General features: G+C 52.6%; 12 protein-coding genes. 11 read left to right on the top strand and 1 reads right to left on the bottom strand.

Going from position 1 to position 12,894, the window contains the following annotated elements:
• Positions 1 to 191: 191 nt before the first annotated feature.
• Positions 192 to 1,391 carry an amidohydrolase family protein gene (locus tag DWY89_RS03565; protein WP_118523482.1) on the top strand — a complete coding sequence of 400 codons (1,200 nt, stop codon included), beginning with the start codon at positions 192 to 194 and terminating at the stop codon, positions 1,389 to 1,391.
• A gap of 138 nt (positions 1,392 to 1,529) precedes the next feature.
• Here the strand turns inward: DWY89_RS03565 and DWY89_RS03570 are convergent, their stop codons facing one another.
• A complete protein-coding gene (locus DWY89_RS03570) occupies positions 1,530 to 2,123 on the bottom strand; it encodes a cupin domain-containing protein (RefSeq protein ID WP_022360036.1) in 594 nt (197 codons plus the stop codon).
• A gap of 244 nt (positions 2,124 to 2,367) precedes the next feature.
• On the opposite strand from DWY89_RS03570, the gene DWY89_RS03575 reads away from it, so the two are divergent.
• From DWY89_RS03575 to DWY89_RS03620, 10 genes are all read left to right on the top strand, one after another.
• Positions 2,368 to 3,174, top strand: coding sequence for a threonine/serine exporter family protein (locus tag DWY89_RS03575; RefSeq protein WP_118293643.1), 807 nt, complete (start codon positions 2,368 to 2,370; stop codon positions 3,172 to 3,174).
• Positions 3,174 to 3,656 carry a threonine/serine exporter family protein gene (locus tag DWY89_RS03580; RefSeq protein WP_243022691.1) on the top strand — a complete coding sequence of 161 codons (483 nt, stop codon included), beginning with the start codon at positions 3,174 to 3,176 and terminating at the stop codon, positions 3,654 to 3,656. Before DWY89_RS03575 ends, DWY89_RS03580 begins: the two co-directional genes overlap by 1 nt.
• A gap of 119 nt (positions 3,657 to 3,775) precedes the next feature.
• Positions 3,776 to 4,636: a LicD family protein gene (locus DWY89_RS03585; RefSeq protein ID WP_243017741.1), complete on the top strand. Its 861-nt coding sequence runs from the start codon at positions 3,776 to 3,778 to the stop codon at positions 4,634 to 4,636.
• Positions 4,636 to 5,919, top strand: a complete 1,284-nt coding sequence (locus tag DWY89_RS03590; RefSeq protein WP_333490965.1) for a lipopolysaccharide biosynthesis protein — start codon at positions 4,636 to 4,638, stop codon at positions 5,917 to 5,919. The genes DWY89_RS03585 and DWY89_RS03590 overlap by 1 nt, the downstream gene beginning before the upstream one ends.
• A 196-nt stretch (positions 5,920 to 6,115) precedes the next feature.
• The gene (locus DWY89_RS03595) at positions 6,116 to 7,207 is read left to right on the top strand and encodes an aminotransferase class V-fold PLP-dependent enzyme (protein ID WP_118471450.1); all 1,092 of its coding nucleotides are present in this window, start codon (positions 6,116 to 6,118) and stop codon (positions 7,205 to 7,207) included.
• Entirely contained in the window at positions 7,204 to 7,923 is a 720-nt protein-coding gene (locus DWY89_RS03600; protein WP_118469213.1) for a phosphocholine cytidylyltransferase family protein, read from the top strand. Before DWY89_RS03595 ends, DWY89_RS03600 begins: the two co-directional genes overlap by 4 nt.
• 128 nt (positions 7,924 to 8,051) lie before the next feature.
• Complete coding sequence (locus tag DWY89_RS03605) at positions 8,052 to 10,112, top strand: DUF2142 domain-containing protein (RefSeq protein WP_118293640.1); 2,061 nt, start codon at positions 8,052 to 8,054, stop codon at positions 10,110 to 10,112.
• Positions 10,113 to 10,342: 230 nt separating this feature from the next.
• Complete coding sequence (locus DWY89_RS03610; RefSeq protein WP_333491421.1) at positions 10,343 to 11,218, top strand: glycosyltransferase family A protein; 876 nt, start codon at positions 10,343 to 10,345, stop codon at positions 11,216 to 11,218.
• Positions 11,215 to 12,165: a glycosyltransferase gene (locus tag DWY89_RS03615; RefSeq protein WP_118523706.1), complete on the top strand. Its 951-nt coding sequence runs from the start codon at positions 11,215 to 11,217 to the stop codon at positions 12,163 to 12,165. The genes DWY89_RS03610 and DWY89_RS03615 overlap by 4 nt, the downstream gene beginning before the upstream one ends.
• Positions 12,155 to 12,892 carry a glycosyltransferase family 2 protein gene (locus DWY89_RS03620; RefSeq protein WP_118523705.1) on the top strand — a complete coding sequence of 246 codons (738 nt, stop codon included), beginning with the start codon at positions 12,155 to 12,157 and terminating at the stop codon, positions 12,890 to 12,892. The genes DWY89_RS03615 and DWY89_RS03620 overlap by 11 nt, the downstream gene beginning before the upstream one ends.
• Positions 12,893 to 12,894: the final 2 nt, after the last annotated feature.

Raw genomic sequence — 12,894 nt, forward strand, 5'->3', positions numbered from 1 at the left:
CAGAAATGTGTGCCGCTCTTTTTCTGCCTGCTCATCTTCTTTAAAACAGGTTTTAGCGGATACTCCGCATTCCAATATTGACAAGAACAAAATTCAAGTGTTACGATATAGAAAACTGAAAAACTGCATGAAATGACGATATTCGACTGAAAATTTCATGCTTATGAAAAAGAGAAAGGAAGTCCGTGAAAATGATTCTAAGGGCGAAGTATTTAATTACCGGAGATGGCAGAACCTGTTTGCAGGATCAGGCGGTGTATCTGGATAAAGAGGGAAAAATCGGCTGGATAGGAGACGCTGCGGAAGCGGCGGGGCGCTACCCGGAAGAGATGGTAAAGGATTACGGCGAGGCGACGATCCTGCCGGGACTGTTTGATATGCATGTGCATTTCGGCTACTACTACAGCCAGCCGGATCTGGATAATTATGACGATTATATGGTGGCATACTATGCGCTGGAGCAGGCGAAACAGTCGCTGCGGCTCGGCATCACGACGGTGCGCGATCTGTCCTGCCCGCCCAATCTGATGAAGCAGCTGCGCCTGGCAGGCCAGAAGAGATATGTGACGGTCCCGCGTATCATCCATGCGGATGCAGGTATCTGCATGACCGGCGGCCACGGACATCAGGATGGGGTCGAGGAGGCGGACAGCCCGTGGGGCGTGCGCGCCGCTATCCGAAGACAGCTGCGCGCGGGAGCTGACTGGGTCAAGATCCTGACGAGCAACCGCGGCGATATTCCGGAATTTACCCAGGAAGAGCTGGATGCAGCGGTGGATGAGGCGCACCGCCAGGGGGTGAAGATCGCGGTTCATTCGGGTACGCAGCCGTCGATTCAGATGTGTATTGACGCGGGATTTGACACGATCGAGCACGGAACCTTTTTAACAGAGGCGCAGGCGCGCCAGATGGCGGAAAAGGGAATCGCCTGGACGCCGACGATCACGGCGTACACGTATTTGTATGAGCAGACGAAGCAGATGATCGAGGCGGGTGTGGACATGGACAACCCGATCGCCGCCAGAGCCGTTCACGATCAGGCATTTTTCAAACCGGCGTTTGAGGCGTACCGGGACAATTTCAAAAAGCTCTATGACACGGGAGTTACGGTGCTGGCAGGCAGCGACATGGTACTCTACAAAGCACCGCCGCTTCCGATTCATCAGGAACTCGGCTATATGGTAGACTATGGAATCACGCCGGTGGAGGCAGTGAGAACCGCAACCTACAATGCGGCGAGCGTGCTTGGAATCGAGAAGGAGACGGGTAGCCTGAAAGAGGGCCTGGCGGGGGATCTGCTGGTTGTAAAGGGAGATGTCTCAAAGAATATTCGTGCGCTGGATGATGTGCTGGAAGTGTATCTGGCAGGAAAAACGGTGTATACGGTGTAAAAGATATGAAAAAGCTGTCTTTTTCAGAAATGCAGGAGTTTTTGTTTCCTGAGATGGGAAAAACCAAAAAGAAAATAAAAACATCTTGAAATTCTAAAAGAGACAGCTTTTATTATGTTTCTATACCGCGCAGACTATTTAAAATACGACTTCATTCCCATGAACAAACGGATTCGGCGTGTGTACGGTCAGAATCTTAACGACACGGTTTGTGTTGTTGACCCAGTCATGCGGGGTCTGGGAGTGGATCTGGATGCTGTCGCCCGGATTCAGGCAGTATTCGCTGCCGTCCAGATATACGGTCAGGATACCCTCCAGAACGTAGATAAATTCTTCACCGTCGTGCTGATTCATCTCAAGCTGGTTTTCAGAGCTTGTGGTGGCAGACGGCATCAGGTGGAAAATACGCGGAAGACAGGCAAATCCCTGTGCATTTCCATTGACCAGGTACTGTACGATCTGGGGGTTGATCTGGGAACAGTGCATGGCAAAACTCCGGCTGACCGGGGATTTCTCCTGATCGGCGGAGGAGTCAAAGAACGAAGACAGACTAACTCCGAGGATCGTAGCAAGCTTTGCCAGAGAGTCGATTGCGATCGAAGAGAGACCGCGCTCCAACTGGGAAAGAAAGCCGATGGACAGACCGGACTCTTCGCTGAGCTGTTTCAGTGTGTATTTTTTTGCGGTACGGAAGGCTTTCACCTTGGCACCGATGGTAACATTATGATCCATAGATATATCCCCCTTGCGGCATCATTCTTTAATATAACATATCCACTATACAGGATTTTTGTTGGAACGTCAACCAAAGGGGGAGTTTTGACGGGTAAATTTAATTCAAAACGGAACGATTTTTTGGGGAAAGACCAAAATGGGCGGCGGATTTGGAGAAGTGAACCAGTGAGCGGATAGAAGGGGGAGAAAATGGGATAGAGAAAACGGATGGACAGAAAATAAAAACAGGGGGAGAAACAGAATGAAGGAAATAGTACGCGCTTCGATCGAGGATTGTTCCCAGATCGAGCGCTTCCGTTTGGTGACCCGTCTGGGGAATGCGATCCTTTCCAATGGCGGGGAGGTATTCCGGGCGGAGCAGGCGATGGAGTATGCGGCGCGGGCGCTGCGTCTTGAAGCATTTAATGCGTATGTGATTGCGAATGGAATTTTTTCAAATGTGGTGATTGACGGGCGGTTTTATTCCAGCCGTATCTGTCATGTGCCGCTGGCACCTACGATTCTATGCCGGGTGGATGCCTTAAATGATCTGTCGAGAAAGATTGCGGCGGGTAAATGCGGTCCTTATGAGATGCGGATGCGCCTTGAGCAGATTGAACACATGAAAGTGCTCGAAAATCGGGGAAAGGTTCTGGCGGCAGGAATTGGAAGCGCTGGATTTTGTTACCTGTTCCAGGGCAGCCTGCGCGATACGGCGGCGGCATTTGTGACGGGCGTGCTGCTGTATCTGTTCCTTTTATACGCAGCTCCGCGCTTTTCTTCGTCCCGGATGATGCAGACGATCATGACGAGCAGCGTGCTTGCATTGTGTTGTTGTTTGCTGTGCTGGATCGGGCTGGGAGAAAGCCTGGATCATGTCATGATCGGAGCTGTGTTCACGCTGGCGCCGGGTGTGCCGCTGACCAATTCGATCCGGAATTTTTTGGAAAATGATTATTTATCCGGTCTGATCCGTTTTGTAGACGCCTTTTTGACGGCGGGCTGTATCGCGATCGGAGTTGGTGTGGCACTGCGGTTCTGGATGTTTGCGATGGGAGGTATGCTCTGATGGAAATGGCAGGGGAAATTCTGGGGCAGCTTCTGACGGCCTGTGTCGGAACTGCCGCCTTTTCGGCGCTGTTTGGAGTTCCGAAGAAGTATTGGCTGGATTGTGGTATCTGCGGGGCAGTCGGCTGGGGCGTGTATCTGGCGGTCATGGCAGCTTATCAGACGCCGATCATCGGGACCTTCACGGCGAGCGCGGTCTTGACGATGCTGTCGCGCTGTCTGGCGATACAGCGGAAAGCGCCGACGATCCTCTTTCTGGTATGCGGCATCTTCCCGCTTGTGCCCGGAGCGGCGATCTATTATACCGCCTACAACTTTTTTATGGGGCAGGAAGCGCTGGCGCTCCAGTATGGCATGGATACAATCAAGATGGCGGTCGCAATCGGGCTGGGGATCGGAGCGGCATATTCGCTTCCGGGACACCTGTTTGGATGGAAGCGGGAGATAGAGGTGTGGGAACCTGAGAAAGAGGGTAAAAAGTAGCCGCGGTTTACTTTTCTTTTAAAATATAGTAGAATACCCTCATACTATTAAGGAAAATATGATCAGCTGCGGCAGGCGTGGGGTGTTCTGCGGGCTTGATGGAGGGGACAGACATCGATATGGACAGTAAATTTTATGAGCCAGAAGTTCTGAAACAGCTGCAGGGAGAGATTCTGTCGATTCTGGATGATTTTATCCGGATCTGTGAAGACTATCATCTGGAATATTTCGGGATAGCCGGAACGGGAATCGGCGCGCTGCGGCACAAGGGATTTATTCCCTGGGACGACGATATCGATATTGCGATGCCGCGGCGGGATTTTGAGCGCCTGCTCCGGATCGTGGAAAAGAAGATGAGCGACCGGTATCTGGTTCTCAATGCAGAGCGATATCCCAATTATCCGCTGATGACAACCCGTCTGGTGAAGAAGGGGACGGTGTTTGTTGAGGAGGTTATGAAGGATGTGGACTGTCCGTTCGGCATCTTTCTGGATCTTTATGTGCTTGACAATGTGGCGGACAACCCGGTTCTATACCAGATTCAGTCGTGGACGGCCTGGTTCTGGAGTAAGCTGATGATTCTGCGGGCGATTCCGCGTCCGACGCTGCAGCAGCGGGGCATCAAGGCGAAGCTTATCTGGGCGGTCTGCGGGATGGTCTACAAGGCGATAAAGCTGCTCCATATCTCGCCTCAGTGGCTGCGGATGCGCTGTGAGCGGGTCTGCCGTAAATACAATAAATACCGGACACGCCGGATGGCATTTCTGCCGGACACAAGCCCATACTGGAATGTCGTGGATCGGGCGCGCTGTTATCCGCTCCGGAAGCTGGAATTTGAGGGCAGACGCATGAATTTCCCAGGAAATATCGAGGAAATGCTGACAAAAATGTATGGCGATTTCATGCAGCTTCCGCCGGTTGAAAAACGCAAAACACACACGCCGAGCCGGCTGGAATTTTCAAAGGAAGAGATACTGTAGTGGTAAAATATTTAGCGAACGCCCTGATCGGTGGAGACGGGCAGATTGAAAAACGAAATATGAGCTGGAATATGATAGGGAGCTTTCTCTATGCACTGGCGTCCATGGTGCTGACGATCGCGGTCATCCAGATTGTCGGCGAGGATGAGGGCGGTATCTTCTCCTTTGCGTATTCTACATTTGGTCAGCATATGTTTATGGTGGCCTATTTTGGCATCCGCCCGTTCCAGATCACGGATACGAGGCGGCGGTTTACGTTTGGCGAATATCTGCGGCTGCGCCTGATGACCTGCGGCGCGGCGCTGGTAGCCGGGCTTTTTTATGTGACGGTGATCAACCGGGACTATGCCTTTGTCAAGGCGGCGACGGTGTTTTTAATGGTCGCGTACAAGGTGATCGACGGTTTCGCGGACGCTTACGAGGCAGAATTTCAGCGTGATGGACGCCTGTATCTGACGGGCAAATCAAACGCATTCAGGACGGTTTTATCGGTCGGTGTCTTTTTAGGCAGTTTGAATGCGACCCACAACCTGGTTGGCTCCTGCCTGGCGGCGGTACTGGCGCAGCTGGCGGGCGTGTGCCTGTTTGATTTTTCGGTAATCGGTCATCTGCCGCAGGTGGACTGGGAGGTCCGCTCCGGGCGTGTCGGGCTGTTGTTTAAAGAAAATGTAGTCCTGTTTTTATCGGTTATTCTGGATTTTTATATTTTTTCTGCCGCGAAATATGCGATCGAGGGCAATATGGCGGACAAGTATCAGGCGGTATTCGGTGCGATCTTTATGCCGACCAGCGTCATCAATCTGGTGGCAGGCTTCGTCATCCGCCCGTATATCACGAAACTCTCGGATCAGTGGGAGCGGAATGCGCTCCCGGAATTTGCCGGGACGGTAGGCCGGCTGGCGGCAATCATCGCGGCGCTTACGGCGCTGGCAGTCGGGGGTGCCTGGATTCTCGGAATCCCGGTTCTCTCAATGTTATATCCGAAGATTGCGTATATGCTGCGGGAATGCCGCCTGGCGCTGGCGTTTATCATTCTGGGCGGCGCGTTCAATGCGTATGTGAATCTGTTTTATTATGCACTCATCATTATGCAGGAGCAGAAACGAATTTTTCTGGGTTATGTCGGTGTGACGGCAGCGGCGCTCCTTATTTCTTCGCCCTGTGTACGGGCGGCGGGACTGCTGGGAGGATCGCTTTCGTATCTGCTTTTGATGGCGGCACTGACTGCCTGCTTTGGACTGACGTCGCTTGTGATGTACCGGAGACGGGTACGCGGGATATAGAACTTGTTTAGAATGTACTCTCGGAGTCTTTCTGCACTTGCTTTTGTGGCTGATTTTCCGCCAGCCGCACCCGAATTTCATCAACGTACGCACCGCGTACGCCTCAGAAATTTGGGCACAACTGACAAAAAATCATCTCACAAAATCGAGCACAGAAAGATTTCGAGAGTACATTAGATAGATTTGGAGGAAATGTATGATTAATTTTGCGGTAGGACCGGTTCAGATGGACGAGGAAATCCGGGCGATCGGGGCGGAAGAAGTACCATATTTCCGCACACCGGAATTTTCTGCAATTATGAAGGAAAATGAGCGCCTGATGAAGCAGTTCACGGGGGCGCCTGAGGATGCGCGGGCGGTTTTCCTGACAGGTTCGGGCACGGCGGCGATGGAAGCGGCAGTCATGAACCTTTTTACAGAGCGCGACCGCGTGCTGGTCGTAAACGGCGGCAGTTTTGGCGCGCGGTTTGCGAAAATTTGTGAGATCCATGAAGTTCCTCATGAGGAGATCCAGCTGGAGAGCGGACGGGCGCTTCGGGCAGAAGACCTGGCACCGTATGAGGGAAAAGGATTTACCGGATTTTTAGTCAATGTCCATGAGACTTCCACGGGCGTTCTCTATGATATGGAGCTGATTTCGGACTTTTGCAGACGAAACCAGCTGATTCTGGCGGTTGACGCGGTCAGCTCGTTTCTTGCCGATCCATTTTGGATGGGAAAATGGGGCGTTGATCTGGTGCTGACCGGTTCTCAGAAAGCGCTGGCACTTCCGCCGGGACTCTCGATTCTGGTGCTGGGGGCGCGTGCGATCGCGAGAGTGCAGGAGACGGCGGTCCGCTCGATGTATTTTGATCTGCGCGACTATCTGAAAAATGGCGAGCGGGGGCAGACACCGTTTACACCAGCGGTAGGAGTGCTTTTACAGCTTCATAAACGGCTGACAATGATCGAGGAAAAAGGGCTTGCGACAGAACAGGCGCGGATCCGCTGTCAAGCGGAAGATTTCCGAAGCAAAATTAAAGATCTGCCGTTTGAGATTGTTTCCAATTCTCTCTCGGCTGCATTGACACCGCTTCACCCGACGGGTGTGGATAAAGATGGAAAACCGGTCTCGGCGCATCGGATTTTTGAGATTTTGAAGGATGAATACGGCATCTGGATCTGCCCGAACGGCGGCGCGCTTGCCGACACGGTGTTCCGCGTCGGTCATATCGGCGCATTGACGTCAGAAGACAATGACAGCCTGATTGCGGCGTGGAAAGATATGCAAAGGAGGGGGCTTCTGTGAAAGTATTGATTCTGGCAGCGGGACGGGGAACCCGGATCTCGCGTTATCTGTCGGGAAAACCAAAATGTACGGTGGATATCGGCGGCGGACAGTGCCTGATCGAGTACACGATCGACCTGCTTCATTCCCGGGGTATCCAGGACATCGGTATCGTGCTGGGCTATGAGGCGCAGGTGATCCGCGAGGTTTTGGCAGATAAGGGAGTATCCTTTTTTTACAACCCGTTTTACGATGTGACAAACAGCATTGCGTCTGCATGGTTTGCGAAGGAGTTCTTGATGGGGGACGATCTGCTGATCATGAACGGTGACGTATACCTGGAGGAAAAATTGCTTGACCGGATCCTCGCGCAGGGCAGGAGCCCGGTGATGTTTGCGGACGAGAGCCGACGGGAGACAGCGGATTATAAGTTCTTCTATGAAGATGGAATTTTGAAAAAATATGGAAAAGAGCTGACCGGGGATGATGTGACGGGCGAGTACATCGGAATCGGACGGTTTTCAGCGGCATTTATGCCGGAATTTATCTGCCGGATGGAGGAGATGATCGACCGCCAGGAGCACGGCGTCTGGTGGGAAAATGTTGTTTACAGCATGACCGGGCAGCAGCCGGTCTATGTCGAGGACGTCAGCGGGCATTTCTGGGCGGAGGTTGATTATATTGAGGATTATGAGCGCATCCTGGAACATAGAGGTGTGGAGAAGATAGTGCGCTAGAGCGCTTGATTTGAAAGACAAAACACGGTTCACGGGTAGGCGCTTTTGGAACCGAAAGTGCCGTAAGAAAACGTGGTGGCAGCAGAAATTTGCCGAATTTAAACGGGAAAAATAAGGGAGAAGTACAGATGCAGTTTAACAGGCATTTTATCAATCGAATAGAGAAAAAAGATGTGCTGCGGCTGCTTCTGGCGCTTGTGGCAGTCTTTGTGATCGGTGTTCTGGGCGAGTTTGTCTGCAATTTCCCGGCGCTCCGGGCAAATGGATGGACGCGGCAGGCGACGCGGACGATCGCTCTGGACGAGGTGCAGGTGAGCGGATTTGAGCGGGTAGAGACAGAAAAGAACGGTTTGGGTGAAATCACCGGAGATCCGGGGCAAATCATTGGAGAGAATAGGCGGCAGGTGGAAAATACAGAGGTGCTGCAGCTTTCGGATGCAAGCGGTTATCTTCACATTCCACTGGACGGTAGCTATGTCAGCCAGTTTCTCTACCACTATGATTACGATGGTCTGTTAAATGCCACCGTCCGCCTCGGTTACCGCAACATCTACGGCGAGCAGCGGGAGCACGACGCAAAGATGGTCATGGACCGCAACTGCCGGGTGCTGAAATTTTCTTCGGTTCCGGTGAATGGGAAGCTGGACTACGTGGATCTTCTGATTACGCGGGAGGATCTAGACGAAGAAGGGATTTCCTACATGAATTTTGGCGGGATGCCGCTTGCACTGACCGGGTTTGCGACGGTGGCGCGGGCAGGTATCAACTGGTACCGGCTGGGACTTTTCTGGTGTGCGGCGGCGGTTTTGATCGCACTTCTCTGTTTCCGGGATTTCGTGGCAAAGCGCATCGAGGTTGGATTTCTGCTGATCTCCCTGACGTTTGGAACAATATTTTCACTGTCGCTCCCGGCAAATAAGGTGAGCTGGGATGAGGAAGTGCATTTCGCGCAGGCATTCTGGATGGCAAATTACCGGACGCCGGTGCAGGCGGAACCGGCGCTTTTACAGGAGTTTACGACGGGCGTAGATACCTGGCCGTACAATCAGCCGGAGAGTCGGGACGAGCAGGCGGCGCTCACTTCGTATCTGAATCAGAATGCGGGTTACCGGCACGGTGAACATCTCTGGAGTACGGATCTCAACAAAACGACGATGACCGGATATGTGGGTTCGGCGCTGGCGCTGAAAGCGGGAGGGCTGCTTCATATCCCATTTGGAATCCTGTATAAGCTGGGGAGGCTGGGAAATCTCTATGTCTATGCGGCAGTTTTGTATTTTGCCATCAAAAAGACACCGGTCGGCAAGGCGATCCTGGCATTTCTGGCGCTGATGCCCGAGCCGATGATGCTGGCGGGGGCATATTCCTATGACCCGACCGTCACGGCATTTTTGTGGCTGTCTTTCGCGGGCATTCTGGAAGCGGCGCTTGGCGGGCGGAAAATGGACTGGAAAGCGTATGCGCTTATCGTGCTTACCTTTGTCTGGGGCTGCCGCGTCAAGGCGGTATATGCGCCGCTAATTCTTCTGGGACTGATGATTCCGGCAGAAAAGTTCCGTTCTAAACGGGAAATGTACCTGATGAAGGGTGGATTTATCGTGATCTGCGGTCTGATGATGTTATCCTTCATCCTGCCGGTTCTGATCGCGCCGCGCGATATCGGGGATACGAGAGGTGACAGCACCAGCGAGAAAGGGCAGATGGCGTACATTCTGGGACAGCCGCTTGCCTACGCGTGGGTGCTGATCTGCAACCTGTTCCGGACGCTTCCGTCCTATGTGCTGGGCGAAAATTCCCTGGGACTTCTGGGACACACGGGAACGATGTCATTTCCGTGGGCGCTGTACGCCGGTTCGGCGGCCGTTATCCTCACAGCCGGGCAGCCATCTTGTGGAAAACGTCTGTCAAAAAAACAGAAGCTGTGGATATTTATACTCTGCGCGGGAACGGCAGTGCTGGTCTGGACTTCGATGTACATTGCATTCACCAGACCGGGTAATACCTATATCGACGGCGTACAGGGGCGCTATTACCTGCCATTTCTGCCGCTTGTCTGGTTGGTTTTAAACCCGGATCGGGTAATGATGCGGATGGAGAATAAAAACTATCATGCGCTGGTGTTAGGGGCGGCGGCGCTGATTCTGGCGGCAACGGTTTATCTGGATATCTGGATGAAGTTCTGCCGGTAAGCATAAGCAAGCTAGAAGAAGGCAAAGGTTACTGTATACGGGTAGGCACTTTTGGAACCGAAAGTGCCGTAAGAAAACGTGGTGGTAGCAGGAATTTGCCGTATTTAAATGCGAAGCCACGGCAAATTCCGTTACTGGGCACGTATGCGTGAACAGTAACAGGCAAAGATGTTTGAAACGTTAAAATCGATCATAAGTCTGGTAAAAATAAATTCAAGCAGGTACCGCTCTTGAAAAACGAGAAGGCAGAAGTGCGGCATGAAAGAGCGAGAGAGAAAGGGAACGAGATGCAGCAGGAAATCATTCATACATTTGCGGTCTGTGCATACAAGGATTCGCCGTATCTGGAAGAATGTCTGCGTTCGGTAACGAGCCAGACGGTCAAATCGGAGGTGATCTGCTGTACCTCGACGCCGAGCAGCTATGTCCGGGAGCTGACAGCGCGGTATCAGGTGCCGCTCTATGTGCGGGACGGGGCGAGCAATATCCGTGAGGACTGGATGTTTGCCTATGGAAAAGCGCAGGGGCGTTTTGTCACGATCGCGCATCAGGACGACCGATACCGCAGCGATTATGCCGAAAAGCTTTTAAAAGCCTGGAAGAAATATCCGGATCTGCTGCTGTTTGCGAGCGATTATCTCACGATCCGCATGACGGAGAAAGAGGGGGAAATGAAAGCCATTCCGGAGCCATTTAACATGGTCTGGCTGGTAAAAAAGATACTGCGCCTGCCGCTGCGTTTCCATTTTCTGGCGGACCGCACCTGGATCAAGCGGAGCAGTGTCTGGTTTGGCAATTCGATCTGCTGTCCGTCCTGCACGTACAATAAAGAACAGATTGGGGACGATATGTTCCATTCGGAGTATGATTTTGCGCTGGACTGGGACAACCTTTACGAGCTGGCGGGCAAAAAAGGGCGTTTTATCTGTTCAGAAAAACCGCTGATTGCCTACCGCGTCCATGCGGCGGCGACGACGAAAGCCTGCATTGAGGACAACCGGCGCCCGGCGGATGAGATGGCGATGTTCCGGAAAATGTGGCCGGACTGGATGGTAAAGATTCTGATGCATTTTTACAGAAAAGCCTATAAGGAGTACGAAAAATGAGAAAAGCCGATGTGATTATACCTACGTTCAAACCGGGGGATAAGCTGGAAAAACTTCTGCGGCGGCTGTTGGAACAGAGTGTGCCGGTGGGCCGTGTGATCATCATGAATACGGAAGAAAAGTACTGGGATGCTGAGCGGTTTGAGTCCTTATTTGAGGGGGAAGATACGAAGCTGACCGTGTGCCATATCCGCCAGTCGGAATTTGACCATGGAAGGACGCGCCATGAGGGAATTTTGAAATCAGATGCGGATGTCTGCATCTGCATGACGCACGACTGCGTGCCGTATGACCGGAATCTGGTGAAAGAGCTTCTGGAGGCGCTGGATGCTTCGGAACGTGTGGCGGCAGCATATGCGAGACAGCTTCCGGCGGCGGACTGCGGTGTGATTGAACGGTATACGAGGGACTTTAATTATCCGGCGGTGAGCCGTCTGAAAGGGAAAGAGGACGAGGACGAGCTGGGAATCAAGACGTATTTCTGTTCCAATGTCTGCGCGGCATACCGGCGGGATATTTACCTGAAGCTTGGCGGATTTACGAAGAAAACCATTTTCAACGAGGATATGATTTTTGCCGGACACGCGGTGGAAGCCGGGTATCAGATTGCCTACGCGGCGGACGCGCAGGTCATCCATTCCCACAATTATACGGCGATGCAGCAGCTGCACCGGAATTTCGACCTCGGCGTATCGCAGGCGGATCACCCCGAGGTGTTTGGGCGGCTTCATTCGGAGGGCGAGGGAATCCGTCTGGTGAAGAAAACAGCGAAATGGCTGGTGGAAAATGGTCATGTGCTTCTTCTGCCGCAGCTTGTGATGGCGAGCGGAAGCAAATATGCCGGATACTGGCTGGGAAAGCATTATAAAAAGCTGCCGGAGGGGCTGATTCGAAGCCTGACGATGAATCCGGCATACTGGGAAGGAGAAGCGGGCGATGGAAGATAAGGCGTTATTGTCCACAGAAGAAGCTTCTGGGGCGGAAAAAGCCGAACTTTTGATAGTCATACCGGCGTACAACGAAGCCGAAAATATAGAGCGGGTTGTGAACCATCTGACTGCCAATTTTCCGCAGTATGATTATGTGGTCGTCAATGACGGATCGCGCGATGAGACGGCGGCGATCTGCCAGAGAAATGGATATAATCTGTTGAACCTTCCGGTCAATCTGGGATTGGCGGGGGCATTTCAGGCGGGACTTAAATATGCCGACAAGTACGGATATCGGTATGCAGTCCAGCTCGACGGAGACGGACAGCACCGCCCGGAGTATCTGGAAGCCATGATGAAAAAAATGGAAGAAGGTTACGATATCGTCATCGGTTCCCGGTTTGTCGGGGAGAAAAAGCCATTTACGATGCGGATGCTTGGAAGCAATCTGATCGAGATGGCGATCCGCTTCACAACTGGTGTCAATATCAAGGATCCGACCTCGGGAATGCGGATGTTCAGCAAGCGCATGATCCGCGAATTTGCATCGGGGCTTAACTACGGTCCGGAGCCGGACACCGTTTCCTACCTGATCCGCCAGGGCGCGCGGGTGGCGGAGGTGCCGGTCATCATGGATGAACGGATTCTGGGAGTCAGTTACCTGACACCGGTCAATGCGATGCGGTATATGCTTAAAATGCTGATTTCGATTCTGTTAATCCAGAATTTCAGAAAGAGGAGGTAGCG

It is taken from the genome of Clostridium sp. AF27-5AA (assembly GCF_003478415.1).
Classification (GTDB): Bacteria; Bacillota; Clostridia; order Lachnospirales; family Lachnospiraceae; genus Otoolea; species Otoolea fessa.